Raw genomic sequence first — 18,558 nt, forward strand, 5'->3', positions numbered from 1 at the left:
CTTTGATTGCGATCTGGGGTATGGAGAGCGCCTTCGGCAGCCAGCGCGGCAACCAGAACATGCTCTCGTCGATTGCGACGCTGGCGTATGATTGCCGCCGGCCGGACTATTTCACCGACCAGCTTTACGCCGCGCTCAAGCTGATCGAGCGCGGCACGCTCACGGGCGCGCAGCGCGGCTCCATGCATGGCGAAATCGGCCAGACGCAGTTTTTGCCGAAGACGATGCTGGAATACGGTGTCGGCAATCTCGAAAGCTCCTCTGGCGCCTTGTCCTCGACCGCGAATTTCCTCAAAGCCCATGGCTGGCGCACGGGCGCCGGTTATCAGCCGGGCGAGCCGAATTTCGCGGCGATCCAGGAATGGAACGCGGCGCAGGTTTACCAGAAGGCGATCGCGCTGATGGGCCGCCAGATCGACGGCGGCGAGTGAGCGATCCGGGCGCTCCGGCGCGTCTCTCTCTCCACCGTCATGCCCGGGCTTGACCCGGGCATCCACGTCTTCCTTTGGACCAAAAGACGTGGATGGCCGGGACAAGCCCGGCCATGACGAGAATAGGCAATGTTGCCCCGCGGCGTGCAAAGACACCTGCCGCGCGCCATTTTCTCATGGCATGATCAGGACAAATCGGCACCAACAAGGGTTTCGCATGCGCAAGCTTCTTCCGGCCGTTGTGTTCGGTGCAGTCATCCTCGCCACCCCCGCACTTGCCGCCCGCTGCGGCGGCGATTTTAATTCGTTCCTGGCGAGCATGGCGGCGGAGGCGCAAGGAGCGGGCATCTCGTCGAGCGTGACCGGCTCCGCATTCGCTGGCGTCACCGAGGACGCGGCGGTGCTGAATTTCGACCGTCGCCAGCGCTACACCTTCAACAAGACGTTTGAGCAATATGTTTCGACCCGCGTCGGGGCGGCGCGCATCAATGGCGGGCGGGCGATGCTGGCCCGCCACGCGGCGCTGCTGGCGCGGATCGAGCAGCGCTTTGGGGTGCCGCGGCAGATTTTGGTCGCGATCTGGGGGCTGGAGACCGATTTCGGCAAAGGCGACATGGGCAAATTGCCGGTGATCCGCACGCTCGCAACATTGGCGCATGATTGCCGCCGCACCGAGCTGTTCCAGGGCGAATTGCTGGCGGCGCTGCAGATCGTGCAGCGCGGCGACCTGCCGCTGCACGACCTGATCGGCGCCTATGCCGGCGAGATCGGACAGACGCAATTCCTGCCGTCGTCCTACATCAAATACGGCGTCGATTTCGACGGCGACGGCCGCGTCGACCTGCGCCACTCGGTCGCCGACGTGCTCGCCTCCACCGCCAATCTCTTGCACACCAACGGCTTCAAGATGGGCGCGCCCTACGACGAGGGCAGCGCCAATTTCGACGCCATGCGCGAATGGAACCACGCCACGATCTACCGCAAGACCATCGCGTATTTCGCGGACCAGCTGGTGGGGCGGTGAGGGCGCGCCCGTCGTTCCGGGGCGCGCGATAGCGCGAACCTCAGATGTGCAATTGCACATCGGGGAATCCCGAGATTCCGGGTTCGATGCCCGGAATGACGCATCGGCGGCGATTGGACCTGAGAGCTGGGGAGAGACGGGAATGCCGGATCGTATCTTGATTTTCGCCAACAAATCCTGGGAAGCCGATCCGCTGGTCGGCGTGTTCAGAAACGCTCAGGCCCGGCCGGCCAATTTTCCGCCCGAGCAGGCGCCGCCGCAGGTTTCGATTCCCCTGAACGACGGCAGCGCGAGGAACGTCTCGGCGCGGCTTTCGCTGGCTTCCGCCAGCGCCACGGTCGACGTCTGGTGCATCAAGGACATGATGGACCCGGCCAGGAGTTCGTCGAGCAGCGAGGAAAAGGCGCGCGTGCTGCCTTTGGTCGCAGCCAGCGGCCCAAGGCCGAAACTGGTCATTGCCTTCGGCACGGCGGCGTACCCCGATTCCCACTCCTACAATGGCTGCCCCACGATCGGCGCCAACTGCTTCGTCTACAATCCCTACGCCGCGACGCCGAATCCCGCCAGCCAGTGGACGCATCCCGACATCGGCAAGCTGCTGGATTCATCCACGCAGCCGGTCAACGCCGAGGTTTTCACGCCGCTCGACCAGCAATTCCGTTCTCAGATCGAGCAGCGCTTCCTGCCCGCGCCGCTCAACGGCGCGGCGCCGCCGACCTTGAACCTGTCGGCCGGTTATGCCGCGCTGAGCGACGTGAACGTCACCGACTTCAACAATTATTACTGGACCGATCCCGAAGCGCTGAAAGCCTGCGCGCAGGCCGCGCCGCGGCAGGCGGTGGCGTCGGTCGAGACCACCCACGGCGTCATTCGCCTGATGGTGCCGTCGGATCAATTCCTGTTCGTCTCCGGAATTGCCAATCGCATGGGCTATTTCAACATGGAGGCCGCGCCGCGCTCCTATGCCCAGAGTTTCGTCGCATCCCACAACGCCGCCGTCGCGCTCGCCTGGATGACGCCCTTAATAATGTAGCGACCCGTTGGCTCGCAATGACGATGCTGAGCGAGATCGCGAAACCATGCACGGTGCGCCGCCCCTCCCACTCGCTACGCTCGCGGGGGGAGGGGAGTAGAGGCGGCAACGACGCTCTCAGCTCTTCCCCGCCGTCCCCGTCTTCGCGATCCGCCGCGCCAGCACGCGCCAATAGGTGCCGGGGCGAAAACGCTGCAGCAGGTCCATGAAGCGGGCGTCGTTGCCGATCAATATACGCGGGGCATTCTTCTCGATCCCGGCGATGATGGTCAGCGCGGCGGCCTGAGGCGTGGTCCTTGCCATCTTGTCGAAGCGCTCGATGGCTTGGGCGCGGCTGGCGTTGTCGGTGACGCCGGCGCCGCTTCTCGCATTGCGCGCGATGTTGGTGGCGATGCCGCCGGGATGCACCACGGAAAGTTTTACCGGGCTATTTGCCGTCTGCAATTCATGCCGCAGGCTTTCCGAAAAGCCGCGCACCGCGAATTTCGCCGCCGCATAGGCGCTCTGTCCGGGCGGCGCGATGATGCCGAAGATCGAGGAGAGGTTGACGATATGGGCCTCGCTCTGGCGGGAAAGATGCGGCAGGAAGGCGCGGGTCGAATGCACCACGCCCCAGAAATTGATGTTGAACAGCCATTCCATCTGCGCCTGCTCGACCTCAATGAACTGGCCGAGCAGCGCCACGCCGGCATTGTTGATCAGGATATTCAGCCCCGGATGGGCGCTGGTCGCGGCTTGCGCGAATTCGGCGATCTGCGCCGGTTCGCCGACATCGACGCGATGCACGCTGACCTTCCGCGGACCAGCTTTGGCGATTTCGGCTGCGACCGCCTGCAGTCCGGCCTCATCGCGATCGGCGAGCGCAAGGTCGCAGCCGCGCGCGGCCAATTCCAGCGCCAGCGCCCGGCCGATGCCGCTGGCGGCGCCGGTCACGGCGGCGGCTCCTCGGATCGCGGTCATCTCGTGTCGGCTCCATGTCGGGGAAAGGCTTTGCGCGGGCGAACCCTTATACGGCCGGCCGGCTTTGGCAACCGGGGCGGCGGCATCTTGCTGTGTCCGATCATGAATGCAGCAAACCAGATTCGTCATGCCCGGGCTTGTCCCGGGCATCCACGTCTTGACGGACGTACCAGCAAGAAAGACGTGGATGGCCGGGACAGGCCCGGCCATGACGAAAAAACAATGCCCTCCGCGCTACGACGAACGAGCCGTCACGCGTGCGGGAGGGCAACCGGCGCTGCTTCCGCCACAGCACCCGCCATGATATGGCGGGCGATGTCCGCAACGTTCCTCCGAGCCGCGATCGCAGCCCTCGCCCTGTCGGCGCTCGCCTCCGTGGCGGCGGCGGAGGAGACGGTGAATTTCGTCTCGCTCGACGGCCACACCAACCTGACTGCGCATCTGTCCCGGCCCGAAGGCGACGCGCCGCGGCCGGCGCTGGTGATGATGCACGGCTGCTCCGGCCTGCTCGACGGCCGCGGGCGGATCTTTGCGATCTACCGCGCCTGGGCGCGGGCGCTGGTGGTGCAGGGCTATGTCGCGCTCGTGGTCGACAGCGCGACCCCGCGCGGTTTCGGGCAGACCTGCTCAGCGGGTCCGGACCGGATCACGATGTCGCGCGAGCGGCCGAGGGACGCCTATGCCGCCCTGCAATTTCTGCAGGCGCAGCCGTTTGTGAGGGGCGATCGCATCGGCTTGATGGGCTGGTCGCAGGGTGGCGGCATCGTGCTGCTCTCGATCAGCGACAAGAGCGCCGCCCGCCCGCAAAATCTCGCGCAGGATTTCAAGGCGGCAGTGGCGTTCTATCCCGGCGCCTGCAGCGAGCGGCTGCAGTCAAAGCCCTTCACGTCAGTCGAGCGCGAGGGCTGGACCACGCAGATCCCGCTGCTCGCCCTGATGGGGGAGGCCGACACCTGGACGCTGTTTCCGCCCTGCGAAGCGTTCCTGGCGGCGGCAAAGGCGCGCGGCAATCCGATCGAACTGAAAAGCTACCCGTCGGCGGTGCATGCCTTCGACGCACCGAATCTGTCGCGCCGCGAACTGCCGCAATACCGCACCGGCGACGGGCCGATCCCGGTGGAGGCCACCGATCGCGACGCCCGCCTCAATGCCTTCGTCCGCGTGCTGGAATTCCTGAAATCCCGTCTGGAAAGCAATTGAAAGGGTCGCGCCGATGTCGCTCGCCTTCCTCCTGACCTCGCTGATCGTGGTCGCTTCCCCCGGCACCGGCGTGCTCTACACGCTGGCGGCGGCGTTGACCCGGGGCTCGCGCGCCAGCGTCGCCGCGGCGTTCGGCTGTACGCTCGGGATTGTGCCTGCGATGTCCGCCGCGATGCTCGGGCTGGCGGCCGTGCTGCACACCTCGGCGCTGGCGTTTGCGGCGCTGAAATGGTGCGGAGTGGCCTATCTCCTGTACATGGCCTGGCAGACGCTGCGCGAGCAGGGCGCGCTCGCGGTCGAGACTGACGTCGACGCGCGGTCGGCGGGGCGGGTGATCGTCACCGGCTTCCTGATCAACATCCTCAATCCAAAGCTGTCGATCTTCTTCCTGGCGTTCCTGCCGCAGTTCATCGCCACGGGCGAGGCCCACCCGCTGCTGCGGATGGGGGAGCTGAGCGCGGTGTTCATGGCGATGACGTTCGCCGTATTCGTGGTCTACGGCCTGTTCGCGGCCGCCGTCCGCGACCGCGTCGTCAGCCGGCCGAAGGTGATGCGATGGCTCCGCCGCGGCTTCGCCGGCGCCTTCGCCGCGCTCGGCGCGAGGCTGGCGTTCGCGGAGCGGGAGCCATGAGCCACCCGTAGCCCGGATGGAGCGCAGCGAAATCCGGGAACCAACGCGAGACCGGACCCCGGATTTCGCTTCGCTCATCCGGGCTACGATCTGGATCGTGCGGAGCGACGACAAGGACGAATCAAAAGGCGGGCCCAAGGCCCGCCGTTTTGCTGCACCGTGTAGCGGATGCCCGGGCGGAGTTGAGCTCCACCCGGGCTTTGAAAAGTTACTTCTTCTTGGCTTTCTTGGCCTTCTTCGCCTTCTTCGCCTTCTTCGCTTTCTTAGCCATAGTATCCTCTCAGGGTTTAATGGATGGAAACGCGACACGAGAGGCATGCTCGGCGGAGGGCCAGCCTCGCAACATCCTCGAAATGTAATCCAACAGATTCGCGAGGCTCTGCCCCGCGCTGTCACGGCACTGTCATTGCGTTATCCACAGCTGTTATGCGTTTTCGATGGATTTTTGGCCGCCAAACCGCGCACCGCGGCCGATCGGCGCCGCCGCGCACGCCTCGTCAGGGTTAACGACGCGCCAACGCGCCCGGTGGATCGCATCGTTGCGGATCGGTTCCCGCGCTCTTCACGATTTCAAAACCACTCCACCGATTGGCCCGGCGCGGTGAGAGTCCGTTAAGCGGCGCGGGGCCATTTTGTCCGTAAGACAACGGGGATCGTCATGATGGGTGGGCTGTTCGAGATCAGGGGAGAGGCGGCTGCGGCCGTCCCGCGTTCGCCATGCTGAGCGTTCCGACGCTGTGGACGGCGTTCGTCGTCAATTTTCTCGCGCTCGGCCTGATCTGGGCCTATGTCGCGCGCAGCTATCCGAAATTCGAGGCTGCGCCGTTCTGGACCGGCTCGGCGTTCGCCGGAGCCGGCGGCGCGGCGGTGGCGATGCTGCGCTTCGACGTCGACTCGCTGCTGCCGCTCGTGCTCGGCGGCACCGTGATGATCTTCGCCGCCTGCCTTGCCACGATGGGCATCAAGCGGTTCTACGACCAGCCGGTCAGCTGGCGCGGCACCGCGCTGATAACCGGGCTGAGCTGCGCCGTCCTGACGTTCTTCGTCATCGGCTATGACAGCATCCAGATGCGGATCATGTTCTACTCGATCGGCCAGTCGGTGCCGATGGCGCTGGCGCTGAAGCCGTTGCTGTCGCGGCGGGATGGCCGCGTCAATCATGGCGCTCGGCTTGCCGGCGTGGTCTGCGCACTCATTATCGCCATCTATGCCATTCGCGCGGGCGGCACCCTGCTGCATGTCGGCGGCAATTATTCGATAACCCACGCCAATCCGGTGCAGTCGGTGCTGGTGCTGATCCTGATGTTCCTGTCGATGTCGGTGAATTTCGGTTTCCTGCTGATGGCGATCGACCGGCTGCGCAACGAGGTCGCCGATCTGGCGCTGCTCGACGACCTCACCGGCGTCGGCAACCGGCGGTATCTGCTGCAGCGCCTGAGCGAGGAATGCGCGAAATCGGACCGCAGCCGCGAGCCGTTCGCGCTGCTGGTGGTCGATCTCGACGGCTTCAAGGCGATCAACGACACCCACGGCCACGCCGCGGGCGACGCCTGCCTGCAGCATTTCACCCTGATGGCGCAGACCAGGTTGCGCCCCGGCGACATGCTGGCGCGTACCGGCGGCGACGAATTCTGCGTGGTGCTGCCCGCCTCCACGCTGCGCGAGGGCGCGATGATCGCCCGCCGCATCCTCGATGTCTGCCGCCTCGACGCCGAGGCCTGCGTCGGCGCCGATATCCCGATCTCGCTCTCGATCGGGGTCGCGCAATGGACTCGCGAGATCGGCGCGTTCCCGGACCGCCTGATGGCCGCCGCCGACCATGCGCTCTATGCCGCCAAGCGGGACGGCAAGAACCGCTGCGCGATCTATGATCCGGCGCCGCCGCTGGTGCCGGTGCTTCCGGCGATGCCGCAACCGGCGCTGCGCAAGCACGCCTGAGGTGTGCTATCGGGTTGCCATGACCCTCCGCCCGCTGGTGACGGCGCTCTGCGCCGTCCTGTTCTCGATCCCCGCATCCGCGCAGACGCCGGATCTCGCCGCCGTCGCGCGCAGCTCGGGCACGCCCGAAATTACCGGGCTGAAGATGGTCTGGCTGGCGCCATGGGGCGACGTCGCAAAAGCCCATCCCTGGAAGAACATCATCGTGCACCAGACCGAGGGGCCGGCCGGCTCCGCGCGCGGCGGCGCCGAGGCGCAGTCGAAGAACCCGACGCGGCGCGGCGTCATGGTCTGGGTGGAAACCGACGGCACGGTGTACTGGGCGGTGGCCGAGAACCTGGTTCCGACCCATACCGACGGCGCCGATCGCAACGACAACAAATATATCGACAACCGTCCGACCTATCACCAGGTCAACAAGGATACCTCGATCGGCGTGGAGTTCGCCGGCAACTATCCCGACGTGACGCGGCCCGCCACCGAGGCGCAGGTCGCGGCGTGGCGTGTGCTGGTGAAAGTGCTCCGCGCGCGCTACGGCATTCCGCTCGAGCGCGTCTACGCCCACAACTGGATCGACTTCAAGGACGCGCGCTATTGCGAAGGCTGCGCGTTGGCGACACTGGCGAGGCAATGGGGGGAGTAGGGGCCATTGTGCTGGCCTGGCGACAGTACGGTCCGTTCTGGATCAGGGACGCATTTTCGGCTATCATGTACCCCATGAAGACCCAGACGATCGAAATCGACGAGGACACCGCGACGGCGCTGGAGCAGCGAGCCGGGGAACGTGGTGTGACCGTTCCCGAACTGGTGGCGGAGTTGGTCACGCTTGAGGCTGGCCCGGTCGATGCCGAGGCCGCTGACATCGCAGAACTGGATCGCCGCTGGAGCGCGTTCGCCGCCCAAGATTCGGTCGCAGCGAATGACGATGTCGTGCGGTGGCTCCAGACGTGGGGCACGCCCGCGTTCCGGAGTTGGCGGAAGCGATGAACCTGGAATGGTCGGACGAGGCTCTCGCCGACCTTGATCGATTTGCCGAATTTCTTCACCGCCAACATCCGTCCCTCGCCGCCGTCGTCGCTACGGAGATTGTCAACAAGGCCCAAGTGCTGTCCGCCCATCCGCGGTTGGGACGGCCGATTGCGGGTAGGCAAGAATATCGCCAGATCGTGTTGCAGGTCCTGGGCGCCGCCTATGTGTTTCAATATCGCTTCGATGGAAGGCGTCTTGTGATGTTGCGAGTGTTTCACGCACGTGAATCGCGGGAATGAAATCGCGCGGCCAACTCAGATCGGCTGCGCCATCCAGCGGAACAGGCGGTTGATCAGGCCGGGGCGGCGGGCGCGTCGCTCTTCCTCGGGCGAGGGCCCGTCCTCGGCGATGCAGCGCTGGTAGAAATAATCCATAAACACCATGTCGTTCGGCTCGGTGACGGTAAAGCTCTCCTCGCCGATGAACACCGTGTAGTCGTAGAAGAACGGCCCGACGAACGGGACCATCGCCGCCGGCGTGGCGCGATCCTTCGAGATCACGAACTCCGACGGTTCGAGCCCGTGCGCGATCATGGCCTGCTCGACCCCGGGCAGCTTGCGCATGAATTCGGCGGAAAACCCGCCGACGGTTGATTGCAGCGTGATCGGCACGGCGATCCCCTCGAACGTTGCCGGTATTGGTCGGCTGACCGTGCCGACTGGTTCAATGAACCTGAGCTTGAGCCCTACTGGAGCATTTTTCGCGGTCGGCGACACGCGGCCTCTAGGCAAATGTTGATAATTCATCCGATCCTATGTTACCTGTGAACATTCAACCCAAGGTCGATCATGATCGAAATCGGGGTCAAAGCGCTTTACACGATCATCTTGTTTGCGGTGACGCTTTTTTGCCTGCGGGAAGCTTGGTTAGTCTGGTTTGAGCACCCCTTGCAAATCGGACAGTTTGTCGGAACCAAGGACGGTGCCGATGCGCCGAGCATGGCTGACAGCTTTCGCCGTCTAGTCGTTCAGCAACAGAACGTATTGTTCGATCTCTACAAGGGTGCTGACTCCAAGCCAGGAGAATTTCGTGTTTCTTCCGGCGATGTCCTGACCATTCATCTCGCGGACCTCGTTAGGATGCCGGGGTCGTCACTCGACAGTCTGAAGATTGAGGCTGCCGGAATAAATGTTACTTCCGTGTTGACAACACTCCGGCGATGGATTGTGGCGCCCAACGAAATCACCGGCAGTGTCGATCTCATCGGGACCCAGGTTATCGTATCTGCGAATTGGACCAATCCGCCTCATACGTCTGACAGACGCACGGCATGGCAGATGCTTGTGCTACCTACCCAAGCTACATTGCAGGCCGCGAGTTTCGACCTGGCTTGCAGGATATTGTTTGCACGGATTCCGCCTGATGACGTATGGCTGAAAGATGTTAGCGAGAGCGACTTTTGCACGTTCTCGACTGCGTTGTTCAAATTTCGCGCCTATTTGACCGCGCGCAGCCTTGCGGTCAATGAAGCCGACACAAAGGCGGCTAACGAGTTGCTCCAGACCGCGCAAAGGTTGATCGACCGGCTTGTGGTTGACAAGAGCAATCTCATTTTTGCCTATAAGCTCGGCGGCTATATTGAACTGGAACAGGTTGCCAGTTCCACCAATCCCGATCCCAATGTCATCAAGCGACAATTGGACAAGGCCCAAGCGTTGCTTAGCGACTACATGAAGCAATTTGCCAAGCACGACCCAAGCGCCAGCGATGCTGACGTTCAGGAAAAGCTCGCATCCCTGGTGACGCGCGGAGGCGCGCCCCAGACCGCCGAGAACCTAGGACAAGTCGATGCGTCAACCTTTTTGCAAACGGTTAACTCTGCGCTTAAGGACACGACATCGCAAAATGCGTCCAATACTCCGCTTGTTTTGCGGCCCGGTACAAGCATCGGCCCAGCCGAGGGAAAGACGGCGGGTACTTTCGGTTGCTTTGTTGAGAAGGACGGAAGGAAATTCCTGTTGAGCTTGGCATATATCGTCGGAGCCGTTGGCGACTCTGTCGTCTCTCCCGCGTTGATCGACGTTGCGGCGGAGCATAGAAAAATCGGAAAGGTCGCGGATGTCGACGGTGCCTTTGCTTTGGTCACGATTGAGAGCGGATTGGAAATCAGGAACGATCAAATCAAGGGCGTGGCGCCCGACCCCCGCCTCAACTCGGCTGTCCGCCTGATAGGTAGGAACATGGGAACGTCAAAAGCGGTTATTACGGCGGTAGAAGTCGACGGTCTCCGGATCGAAACAGAACATGGATCGCTGGTTTTGAACGGGCTAGTAGAAACTAATCGAATCGGATTGCCGGGGGACGGGGGTGGCCCCGTGCTAGATGATGCAGGTCAACTCATCGGATTGCTTGCCGCAAGTTCGACGACGACCAGTTATGTCATGGTCGTCAAGGCGTTCCTGGACAGAAAGGGGCTCAAGCTGATTCAATAGGGTATGCGAGCTTCTGCATGGCCAGATGGGAGTTTGGCTCTCCAACAAAAAAGCCGGCGTTGCCGCCGGCTTTCGCATCTCTCCTCAATCCGCCGCGATCAGTGCGCGGCTTCCAGCGCGGCCGCTTCCTGCCTGGCGATCGTGCCTTTCACCGCCGACTGCACCTTCTCGAAGGCGCGGACCTCGATCTGCCGGACGCGCTCGCGGGAGACGCCGAATTCGGCGGCGAGATCCTCCAGCGTCATCGGCTCTTCGGCGAGCCGCCGCGCCTCGAAGATGCGCTTTTCCCTCGGGTTGAGCACGCCGATGGCGCCGTTCAGCGCCTCGCGGCGATGATCGAACTCCTCGTGCTCGGCCATGATGGCTTCCTGGTTGGGCGAAGTATCGACCAGCCAGTCCTGCCATTCGCCGGCCTCGCCGTCGTCGCGGATCGGCGCGTTGAGCGAGGCATCGCCGCCGAGCCGGCGGTTCATGTCGATCACGTCCTGGCTCGTAACGCCGAGCCGCTTGGCGATCAGCGCAACCTGGTCGGGGCGCAGATCGCCCTCGTCCAGCGCCGAGATCTTGCTCTTCGCCTTGCGCAGGTTGAAGAACAGCTTCTTCTGGTTCGCGGTCGTGCCCATTTTCACGAGCGACCAGGAACGCAGGATGTACTCTTGTATCGACGCCTTGATCCACCACATGGCGTAGGTGGCGAGCCGGAACCCCTTGTCGGGTTCGAATCGCTTCACCGCCTGCATCAGGCCGACATTGCCTTCCGAGACGACCTCGGAGATCGGCAATCCGTAGCCGCGATAGCCCATGGCGATCTTGGCCACGAGCCGGAGATGGCTGGTGACGAGGTGATGTGCTGCGTCGCGATCGTCATGCTCGCGCCAGCGCTTGGCGAACATGTATTCCTGCTGGGGTTCCAGCATCGGAAACTTGCGGATCTCGGCGAGGTATCGGGATAGACCGGATTCTCCGTTGAGAACCGGCAAGGTAGCTGTACGGGCCATGATAGCGCCCTCCAGTGGTTCAGGCCCCCGATAGCGGCGGGCCCGGCAGGCGGCCGCTTTATTAAAGCCAGTCGCGCTGCGATGTTCCGCGTTGGATATTCAACGCACATGCAACATACACTATTTCGGAGGGCTTTTGGAAGGATGGCGGCCGTCACGTCCCCGTGTGGCTGCCATAACCTGTTGGCATGGCACGGGTTTTCTGATCGGCCTGCGTCATAGCGCCGCTCGCAGGCTATCCCTAAGTATGATCAGATCGTCCGGCAAATCCGAAATCCACTCCAGAATCGCCCCGGTTTGGGGGTGTTCCAGGGCCAGAAGGTATGCGTGCAGCGCTTGGCGATCGAGGGCCGCCAGGGCCGCCCGGCTGCGGGGGCCGAGGTGGCTCGCCTTGGTCTTGAAGTGCGGACCGTAGACGGCGTCGCCCATCAGGGGGTGGCCGATATGGGCGAGGTGGACCCGGATCTGATGGGTGCGCCCGGTCTCGAGCCGGCAGGCGAGCAATGCCGCCACCGGCTTGCCGTCGCGGCCGTTGAAAGTTTCCTGCACCTCCCAATGGGTGACCGCCTCGCGGCCGCCCTCGCGCACCGCCATTTTCTCCCGCGCATGGGAATGGCGGTCGATCGGCGCCTCCACGGTGCCGCGCACCCGGTTTGGCACGCCCCAGACGAAAGCCAGATAGCCGCGCCGCATCTCCCCGGTGCGGCCGTGATCGGCGAATTGCGCCGTGAGCGAAGCGTGCGCGCGGTCGTTCTTGGCCACGACCATCAGCCCCGTGGTGTCCTTGTCGAGCCGGTGCACGATGCCCGGCCGCCGCACGCCGCCGATCCCGGAAAGGCTGGTCCCGCAATGGGCGATCAGCGCGTTGACCAGCGTACCGGTCTCGTGGCCGGCGGCAGGATGCACGACGAGGCCCTTCGGCTTGTCGATGACGACGATGTCGTCGTCCTCATGGACGATACCGAGCGCGATATCCTCTCCCGCGGGCTCGGCAGGGGCAGCCGCCGGCACGTCAATTGTGATCGTCTCGCCCGGCGCGGCGTGATAAGCGGGGTCGCGGATCGCCGCGCCCTTGACCGCGACCTGACCGGCCAGGATCAGCGCTTTCAGCCGCGAGCGCGACAACTCCGGCAGGAGCTTTGCCAGCACGCGGTCGAGCCGGCGCGAGCCCTCGTCGCCGGCGACGGTGACCTCGAGCCTTTGACCGCTATTCGCTAACGTGCCTTGTTCCAAAGATGAGCCTTATGACCGAGACCGCTCTGCCCGAACCGACCCCCGAACAGGCCGCGCTGTTCGCGCGGGTGCGGCGGATGATGCTGATTGCGGGCCTGACCACGGCGCTCGCGGTAGCCGCCGTGCTGATCGCCATCGGCTACCGCCTTTTTCGATCAGAGGGAAGCGCTGTCGCCACCGACACCACGGCGGTTCTGCCGAAGGGCGCCCGCATCGTCGCCACGGCGGTGGCCGGCGACCGGCTGGTGGTGACGCTGGATATAGGCGGCACGACCGAAATCCGCACTTTTGATGCGCGGACGCTGAGAGCGACCGGCCGGCTCCGGTTTGCCAACGAGCCGTAGATTAACAAGGACTCGTCATACGCGGGCTTGACCCGCGTATCCATCTCGCTTCGCAAGACTCTGGCGAAGTAGATGGATTGCCGGGTCAAGCCCGGCAACGACGGGCTTTTGCCATCTTGCCGGCTCGAAGCTCTAAATCCCGGCCCCCAAACCCGCCTTGCAGCCAGCCGATTTCGAGGCTATTCCCTTCAGCCTGCACGCTCCCTTCGTCTAGCGGTTAGGACGCGGCCCTCTCAAGGCTGAAACAGGGGTTCGATTCCCCTAGGGAGCGCCAGCCAAGAAATCAATGACTTGCGGAACAGTTTAGCGGCAGTCGTCACTTGCGGTGAAACGCGCCTCCTCCGGCGACAATCGGTCCCGAGATTTATGAGGATAAGCGTTCGAGCCGGTAGCAAGCAAAACATCCCGACTGTATTTTGCTGCCGCGACACTCGGTCGCGAACGAACCTGACTTTGAAAGTTAGAAACCGAACGCTTAGGTCCGCTTCGGGTCAGTTCGCGGCATTAGGGACGAAGCTGCAATCTGCCATTTCCCATCGCTGACCGATGTGATCAACCCTCGGTTCTTCATGCGATGAAGGATCGTGCGAAATGTGCCTTCCTTTAGCGTGCCGACGATCAGGGCAGCGTCGCGATATAGCGAACGCGTCTTACTTGGCCGACCAGAAGACTTGAGGCTGTTGAGCACACTGTTTTCCACGAGAATACGATTGATGCTATTTTTTCGAGTAACATCGGTTTGCGTGATAAGCACCTGCTGCTGTCGCGACTTCATCAGCATGCGTTCGAAGGTATCGATCTCTTGCTGGATGCCGGCGATTTGGCGCTTTCGGTCAGCAATCTCTTGGAGAATTTTCTTCTCCACCTCGGCGGCAGCCTCTTGATCTCGAAAGTCTATCATGTTTCAATCATATATATTGAAACGGGAGTTCACAACGCGATTTTCAGAAACAGAAACATTTACAGATACCTAGATGGGGGCTTTACAAGGGTTATGAAATGTATTAGTGACTGCGATCAGTTGATCGCAGTCACTAATACATTTAGAATTGTTTCAGATGCACTGGCTGTTGCTATTTGTCGCGAACACCCGAAAATGGGGGAAGCGGGAAGCTGTTATCTTGACGATACCAGCTTTCTAGGTAAACAAAAAGCCCTCTGCGGAATTCATCCGTAGAGGGCTTTTGTCTTCGTGATCCACTGCGCCGGGGGCCGTATGGAACCCGCGATAACAACGGACCTCGTCACTCGCAATGCCGAGATACCCGGAAAGCCGTTAAATTTCAACCCTGCCCCCAAAGGAGTTCGCATAAAATGGCGGGCTTCACTATCCGCGTAGAACTTCACGGCGCGGACTGGTCTGAGTACGAAAATCTTCACCAGAAGATGGCCGCGCAAGGTTTCTCGCGCACCATCACCGCAGACGACGGCAAGCGTTATTGGCTGCCACCCGCTGAGTACAACTACGAGGCGGCGGCCACGCGGACCGAAGTTTTGGCCAAGGCCAAAGCTGCTGCTTCGCAGGTGAAGACATCGTTTGCGGTCATCGTCACCGAAGCGGGTGCGCGGACTTGGTACGGCCTCAAGGCCGCATGACGTAAGCGATACACATCGACGGCGGATAGGGCGGCTGAAAGGCCGCCCTGTCTGTTTTAGGAGGAAGACCTCGACAAGATCATATTTCCCAGCGAGCCGTAACACGAATTGAATGTCCTGATCGAAGCATGGGGTCCTCGTCCCAAGCCAATTCGACTGACGAACCAATCAGAGTGAAACCGCCCATCGTGGCGGCGCAAAAAGTCGGAGACTTGCCCCGTTGGGCCTCTTTACATTGGCTGCTCTCCAGAGTCGTGTGGGTGGGGGGGAAGAAACTGAGGCGAGGGCCATGACCGCGAAATTACACATCAAAGCAAGCGTAGCCCGGATGAGCGCAGCGACATCCGGGGGATGGTCCATCCCCGCATATCGCTGTGCCCATGCGGGCTACTCGCTGAACCGGACCAACCCGGGCCGACCTGCCCATGAATGATGATGAAATCAGACAGCGCGGCCTTGAGTACGCGAAATATCTCGCTGCCCGCTCGCCAGAGGAGCAGCAGCACTTTAACGAGCGCGCCCGGAGACAAGGCGAGGAAGAACATAGGGCCTTTCGCGAAAAGTTCCAGGCAGGACAGTGTTGGGTTTGCGGCGAAGCGCTGAGCGCGTTTAATCCGACCAAGCCATGCCCTCATTGGCTCCTCAAACCTAGTGGCTTCGGCAAAGAGCATTTCGAACTGATCACTCAGAAATGCAGTCTCATCAGGCTTGAGCACTACTTGCGTTGGATAGCGAACGAGGAAGCGTTTGCGAAGAACATTAACGACCTCGCTGATGAAGGCAGCGGCAAGCTTGTCGAACTCACAATCAAATACAAGAACCTGCAATGGTCATTCTCATGCAGCGCAAGCGACCTAAGCGGGCACGACGGCGGCGGAGAGCACTCGAAACGGCCCCATTGGCATTTTCAAATGTACGTCGATGACATGCCGTTCATCCGATACAACGATTTCCATCTGGCACTTTCCGATGAGGACGCAGGCTTACTTGAACACATCCGTAACAATTCAGGAAAGGTGCGAAGACGTTTTGCGGGCGGCACCAGCATGGGCGATGTGCTCAATACATCTACGCTGGAACAGGTCGTCGCCATGGGGCGGTCGGCTGCAAAGGAAGACGAAGCAAAGGCCGCGCTGATCGAACTCAGCACCATGATCGTTGCTGACCCCGGGAAGACCATCAACGGCGAAGACATCTATAATCTCATTCAGGCTGCGAAAGCCGAGAATGTTACCGTTACGAGCAAGCTTCGCGGGCTCCAAGGTGTGAGCGTTACCACCGTGGTGTCGCCCGGCACCGGTGTTGTTGCTAAAGCCGTTCGTTCCGGCGGCAGAAAGCGACAGCGCGGCGACCCACTAAAAGCTCAAGTCGATCGGGAATGGCGCGAACGCTTGAAGCGGCAAATTGATCGTGCTGACTAGGCTACCCTCGCTGCGGACGCCTTGGAACGCTGGCAATCCGCGCCATCCCACGCTGCACATCGCGAAGCGTCTGTGCAGCGGATCGCTGGGATTGCCAACCGCACTTCATTGCGCGCAGATACGGAATCACTTAGATTATTAGATTGACCTCGATCGTACCACCTACCGCGATGGAGTGAAACATGGCGACAAAGCGGCCAAGTTTGAGCGTTGTCGCGGGAGACGATCACCTCACCGAGGCCGCCGCGAAGAGCGAATGGTCATTCCCACGTTTATCTCGCGTGATGCTGCGGTTTGGATCCAAGTTTGTTCGCTCTGAGGGACGAGCATCTGTAATGCGACGTTTGTCTGGGGCGTCAGCACTTGTTTTTGTCGGGTGTGCTGTTCTTTGGGTCGCGCCTGGGTTATTCGAATCAATACAGCAACGGGCGCTGCATCGGACTCCCGTCCACCGGGACGACAGCATCATCCGCACTAGCGTGACTGCACAGTTCAAACGGTCCGTTGTTCTTTACTATCGCGATGTGAACGGCAGGTTGTACCTGCTGTTGACTGACGAGAGCGGAGTGAACAAATTCGTCAACGAAACCCTTATCTACCTCGATACGGAATGTCAGAGAATAAAGGCTAACACGGCCATTCGAATTGAGGCGCTTCTCGCGACAGTGTTCGAGGATCGCGAGGCTTCAATTGCTGCCTATGCGGATTGGTACTTCGCTTGGGGCCGATCGTGGGCCCTCCTAAAAGAGGCTTCCATTGGAGGCTTGACGGGCTTTGCACCCAACAATGTGCAAGGGGTCGTTGAGGCGAGCCACAACGCAGTCGAGGCGTATCTTGTCCGAAATTATCAGCGGTTCGTGCTTAAATCCGAATTCCGAAATCCTGTACTCGAAGCCGGTATTGCGCGAATTCTCGCGGATGCGCATAGAGAATATCTTGCCGTTGTCGCGAACCTTGACGACCGCGTTCAAGACTATCTGAGCCGCGAAACGCAGCACCTTGAGCGTCTCGACCCGCTAGCCAAGCTGGACGTTTCGTTCGGATGGGACCAGCAAAAATGGAAAGCGCCGCGCTACGCGGTGGACGACGAAGCATTCTGGACTGTTCTCAGGGGAACAGGGGCCGCTTCGGTTTCGGCTCTGGTCGCCTTGAGTGTCACGCCGGCTATTGAGCGGGCCGTCCTTCCCATCTTCGCGAAGGCTGCGGGCAAAGTCGTAACTGCAATGCGCCCGCAAATCCTCGGCGCGGCCACAGGGACAATGTTCGAGCCGGGCCTTGGTACGGTTGCGGGCTGGGCCCTAGGTGCTGCGAGCGGAGTTACCATAGATTATTTCATGAGTAAGGGACAGGAAAGGCTCGATCGGCCGGACTTTGTGCGAGCGAACGCTCAGGCGTTGGATACGACGGTTCAAGAATGGTCGCGTGTGATGCAGCGCGACCTATTTAAGGCGGTCGATGCGTGGCTCGAGGACACGCGCGATGTGGTTGCCGAATTTAAGATTCAGAGAAAAATCCCGACCGGCTAGCTGCATCTCCCGTCGGGCACTCAAACTGGGACAGTTGATTGACGGGCCCTGGATTATCTTACCTTTTGAACTCGATGAAGGCTTCGCGGCGCGGCCTCCTTGAAGCGGGGTATTACGGTGCCAGTGCACTTAACTTGCACTGTCACGAGCTTGTGTCGGGGCGGTCAGGGTAGATTGATTCGTTAGCTTCCCTTTTGTTTGCGAACTGTCTGCAAAGCTCGCACACTTCATCTCCTCCAGCAGCTTCCGCGCTTCCCCCAACAACGCCTGAATCCGCCGTCGCTCGGCGATCGCATCCCTGGTGAACAGGCCGTGCTTGCGCGCGTTCCGGTTCGCCTTTGGCGCGCCGGATCCCGGGGCGCCACCATGCATGCGGCAGCGCTTTTTGCCGTGCACCGCCGGCGAGCGGCACGCGCCGCCGCAACGGGTTTTGGCGCCGCAGCGCGGGCTCGCCAGCATCGGGCCGATATCATTGACGTGATCGCTCATGCCTGGGCTTCCGGCTCGGCATCAGCGGCATCGCGCCTTCGCCTGGCGCGCGCGGCCTTCGGCGCCTTCTTGCGGACAGGTACTTAGAACAGCCTAAACGCAAGCGAGGCTAGAAGCCCGCAAACTCCTAGCACGCCCACAATCGCTGCCCTGTAGGCGCCGTCGGGTGTCCGCGCCCGGTTTAGTCCAAGCGCCCCGGCTGCTAGTGCCGCTAATGCCGCAAGGGCAAACGTCGCTAATGCATTTTCGCGCATTACGTGTATCCTCGATGAT

The 18,558-nt window shown here is 61.8% G+C and carries 20 protein-coding genes and 1 tRNA gene; 15 read left to right on the top strand and 6 right to left on the bottom strand.

Features of this window, described 5'->3' with window-relative positions:
• The 3 genes from VK804_RS23940 to VK804_RS23950 form a co-directional block, all read left to right on the top strand.
• The coding region (locus VK804_RS23940; RefSeq protein ID WP_325374841.1) for a lytic murein transglycosylase at positions 1 to 431 on the top strand (431 nt) is incomplete at its 5' end.
• A 217-nt stretch (positions 432 to 648) separates the two neighbouring features.
• The gene (locus VK804_RS23945; RefSeq protein WP_325374843.1) at positions 649 to 1,455 is read left to right on the top strand and encodes a lytic murein transglycosylase; all 807 of its coding nucleotides are present in this window, start codon (positions 649 to 651) and stop codon (positions 1,453 to 1,455) included.
• Between the two features lie 142 nt (positions 1,456 to 1,597).
• Positions 1,598 to 2,488 carry a hypothetical protein gene (locus VK804_RS23950; protein ID WP_325374844.1) on the top strand — a complete coding sequence of 297 codons (891 nt, stop codon included), beginning with the start codon at positions 1,598 to 1,600 and terminating at the stop codon, positions 2,486 to 2,488.
• A gap of 117 nt (positions 2,489 to 2,605) precedes the next feature.
• Here the strand turns inward: VK804_RS23950 and VK804_RS23955 are convergent, their stop codons facing one another.
• Positions 2,606 to 3,448 (bottom strand): SDR family NAD(P)-dependent oxidoreductase, encoded by an 843-nt coding sequence (locus VK804_RS23955; RefSeq protein ID WP_325374845.1) that lies wholly within the window; start codon positions 3,446 to 3,448, stop codon positions 2,606 to 2,608.
• A 315-nt stretch (positions 3,449 to 3,763) separates the two neighbouring features.
• Here VK804_RS23955 and VK804_RS23960 point away from each other — a divergent pair, with 315 nt between their 5' ends.
• The 6 genes from VK804_RS23960 (at position 3,764) to VK804_RS23985 (ending at position 8,485) form a co-directional block, all read left to right on the top strand.
• Entirely contained in the window at positions 3,764 to 4,648 is an 885-nt protein-coding gene (locus VK804_RS23960; protein WP_325374847.1) for a dienelactone hydrolase family protein, read from the top strand.
• A 13-nt stretch (positions 4,649 to 4,661) separates the two neighbouring features.
• Positions 4,662 to 5,279 (top strand): LysE family translocator, encoded by a 618-nt coding sequence (locus VK804_RS23965; RefSeq protein WP_325374849.1) that lies wholly within the window; start codon positions 4,662 to 4,664, stop codon positions 5,277 to 5,279.
• Between the two features lie 717 nt (positions 5,280 to 5,996).
• Positions 5,997 to 7,217, top strand: a complete 1,221-nt coding sequence (locus tag VK804_RS23970) for a GGDEF domain-containing protein (RefSeq protein WP_325374850.1) — start codon at positions 5,997 to 5,999, stop codon at positions 7,215 to 7,217.
• A gap of 19 nt (positions 7,218 to 7,236) precedes the next feature.
• Complete coding sequence (locus tag VK804_RS23975) at positions 7,237 to 7,860, top strand: peptidoglycan recognition protein family protein (protein WP_325374852.1); 624 nt, start codon at positions 7,237 to 7,239, stop codon at positions 7,858 to 7,860.
• A gap of 74 nt (positions 7,861 to 7,934) precedes the next feature.
• Positions 7,935 to 8,204, top strand: coding sequence for a hypothetical protein (locus VK804_RS23980; RefSeq protein ID WP_325374854.1), 270 nt, complete (start codon positions 7,935 to 7,937; stop codon positions 8,202 to 8,204).
• A complete protein-coding gene (locus VK804_RS23985; protein WP_325374855.1) occupies positions 8,201 to 8,485 on the top strand; it encodes a type II toxin-antitoxin system RelE/ParE family toxin in 285 nt (94 codons plus the stop codon). The genes VK804_RS23980 and VK804_RS23985 overlap by 4 nt, the downstream gene beginning before the upstream one ends.
• Positions 8,486 to 8,500: 15 nt before the next feature.
• Here the strand turns inward: VK804_RS23985 and VK804_RS23990 are convergent, their stop codons facing one another.
• Complete coding sequence (locus VK804_RS23990) at positions 8,501 to 8,857, bottom strand: hypothetical protein (RefSeq protein ID WP_325374856.1); 357 nt, start codon at positions 8,855 to 8,857, stop codon at positions 8,501 to 8,503.
• Between the two features lie 177 nt (positions 8,858 to 9,034).
• Between VK804_RS23990 and VK804_RS23995 the strand changes: the two genes are divergently transcribed.
• On the top strand, positions 9,035 to 10,678 hold the full coding sequence (locus VK804_RS23995; RefSeq protein WP_325374858.1) for a hypothetical protein: 1,644 nt from the start codon (positions 9,035 to 9,037) through the stop codon (positions 10,676 to 10,678).
• 98 nt (positions 10,679 to 10,776) lie between these two features.
• Here the strand turns inward: VK804_RS23995 and rpoH are convergent, their stop codons facing one another.
• Both rpoH and VK804_RS24005 read right to left on the bottom strand, forming a co-directional pair.
• Positions 10,777 to 11,676 (bottom strand): RNA polymerase sigma factor RpoH, encoded by a 900-nt coding sequence (gene rpoH, locus VK804_RS24000; RefSeq protein ID WP_325374860.1) that lies wholly within the window; start codon positions 11,674 to 11,676, stop codon positions 10,777 to 10,779.
• A gap of 216 nt (positions 11,677 to 11,892) precedes the next feature.
• Positions 11,893 to 12,909 (bottom strand): RluA family pseudouridine synthase, encoded by a 1,017-nt coding sequence (locus tag VK804_RS24005; protein WP_325374861.1) that lies wholly within the window; start codon positions 12,907 to 12,909, stop codon positions 11,893 to 11,895.
• 11 nt (positions 12,910 to 12,920) lie between these two features.
• Between VK804_RS24005 and VK804_RS24010 the strand changes: the two genes are divergently transcribed.
• Positions 12,921 to 13,253, top strand: coding sequence for a hypothetical protein (locus VK804_RS24010; protein ID WP_325374863.1), 333 nt, complete (start codon positions 12,921 to 12,923; stop codon positions 13,251 to 13,253).
• Positions 13,254 to 13,452: 199 nt separating this feature from the next.
• Positions 13,453 to 13,527: transfer RNA gene (locus tag VK804_RS24015), tRNA-Glu, on the top strand.
• A 201-nt stretch (positions 13,528 to 13,728) separates the two neighbouring features.
• Here the strand turns inward: VK804_RS24015 and VK804_RS24020 are convergent.
• Positions 13,729 to 14,154, bottom strand: a complete 426-nt coding sequence (locus tag VK804_RS24020) for a hypothetical protein (protein ID WP_325374865.1) — start codon at positions 14,152 to 14,154, stop codon at positions 13,729 to 13,731.
• A gap of 413 nt (positions 14,155 to 14,567) precedes the next feature.
• Here VK804_RS24020 and VK804_RS24025 point away from each other — a divergent pair, with 413 nt between their 5' ends.
• From VK804_RS24025 to VK804_RS24035, 3 genes are all read left to right on the top strand, one after another.
• Positions 14,568 to 14,849: a hypothetical protein gene (locus VK804_RS24025; RefSeq protein ID WP_325374867.1), complete on the top strand. Its 282-nt coding sequence runs from the start codon at positions 14,568 to 14,570 to the stop codon at positions 14,847 to 14,849.
• A 425-nt stretch (positions 14,850 to 15,274) separates the two neighbouring features.
• A complete protein-coding gene (locus VK804_RS24030; RefSeq protein ID WP_325374869.1) occupies positions 15,275 to 16,270 on the top strand; it encodes a hypothetical protein in 996 nt (331 codons plus the stop codon).
• A gap of 182 nt (positions 16,271 to 16,452) precedes the next feature.
• Positions 16,453 to 17,796, top strand: a complete 1,344-nt coding sequence (locus tag VK804_RS24035) for a hypothetical protein (RefSeq protein WP_325374870.1) — start codon at positions 16,453 to 16,455, stop codon at positions 17,794 to 17,796.
• A gap of 129 nt (positions 17,797 to 17,925) precedes the next feature.
• Here the strand turns inward: VK804_RS24035 and VK804_RS24040 are convergent, their stop codons facing one another.
• A complete protein-coding gene (locus VK804_RS24040) occupies positions 17,926 to 18,285 on the bottom strand; it encodes an HGGxSTG domain-containing protein (protein ID WP_325374872.1) in 360 nt (119 codons plus the stop codon).
• Positions 18,286 to 18,558: the final 273 nt, after the last annotated feature.

Origin of the sequence: Bradyrhizobium sp., assembly GCF_035484855.1 — a bacterium.
Taxonomy (GTDB): Bacteria; Pseudomonadota; Alphaproteobacteria; order Rhizobiales; family Xanthobacteraceae; genus Bradyrhizobium.

Bases quoted from the DNA above. Each gene is read 5' to 3' on its own strand.
- VK804_RS23945 (WP_325374843.1), top strand. From the start codon at position 649: ATGCGCAAGCTTCTTCCGGCCGTTGTGTTCGGTGCAGTCATCCTCGCC.
- VK804_RS23950 (WP_325374844.1), top strand. From the start codon at position 1,598: ATGCCGGATCGTATCTTGATTTTCGCCAACAAATCCTGGGAAGCCGAT.
- VK804_RS23955 (WP_325374845.1), bottom strand. From the start codon at position 3,448: ATGACCGCGATCCGAGGAGCCGCCGCCGTGACCGGCGCCGCCAGCGGC.
- VK804_RS23960 (WP_325374847.1), top strand. From the start codon at position 3,764: ATGTCCGCAACGTTCCTCCGAGCCGCGATCGCAGCCCTCGCCCTGTCG.
- VK804_RS23965 (WP_325374849.1), top strand. From the start codon at position 4,662: ATGTCGCTCGCCTTCCTCCTGACCTCGCTGATCGTGGTCGCTTCCCCC.
- VK804_RS23970 (WP_325374850.1), top strand. From the start codon at position 5,997: ATGCTGAGCGTTCCGACGCTGTGGACGGCGTTCGTCGTCAATTTTCTC.
- VK804_RS23975 (WP_325374852.1), top strand. From the start codon at position 7,237: ATGACCCTCCGCCCGCTGGTGACGGCGCTCTGCGCCGTCCTGTTCTCG.
- VK804_RS23980 (WP_325374854.1), top strand. From the start codon at position 7,935: ATGAAGACCCAGACGATCGAAATCGACGAGGACACCGCGACGGCGCTG.
- VK804_RS23985 (WP_325374855.1), top strand. From the start codon at position 8,201: ATGAACCTGGAATGGTCGGACGAGGCTCTCGCCGACCTTGATCGATTT.
- VK804_RS23995 (WP_325374858.1), top strand. From the start codon at position 9,035: ATGATCGAAATCGGGGTCAAAGCGCTTTACACGATCATCTTGTTTGCG.
- rpoH (WP_325374860.1), bottom strand. From the start codon at position 11,676: ATGGCCCGTACAGCTACCTTGCCGGTTCTCAACGGAGAATCCGGTCTA.
- VK804_RS24010 (WP_325374863.1), top strand. From the start codon at position 12,921: ATGACCGAGACCGCTCTGCCCGAACCGACCCCCGAACAGGCCGCGCTG.
- VK804_RS24020 (WP_325374865.1), bottom strand. From the start codon at position 14,154: ATGATAGACTTTCGAGATCAAGAGGCTGCCGCCGAGGTGGAGAAGAAA.
- VK804_RS24025 (WP_325374867.1), top strand. From the start codon at position 14,568: ATGGCGGGCTTCACTATCCGCGTAGAACTTCACGGCGCGGACTGGTCT.
- VK804_RS24030 (WP_325374869.1), top strand. From the start codon at position 15,275: ATGAATGATGATGAAATCAGACAGCGCGGCCTTGAGTACGCGAAATAT.
- VK804_RS24035 (WP_325374870.1), top strand. From the start codon at position 16,453: ATGGCGACAAAGCGGCCAAGTTTGAGCGTTGTCGCGGGAGACGATCAC.
- VK804_RS24040 (WP_325374872.1), bottom strand. From the start codon at position 18,285: ATGAGCGATCACGTCAATGATATCGGCCCGATGCTGGCGAGCCCGCGC.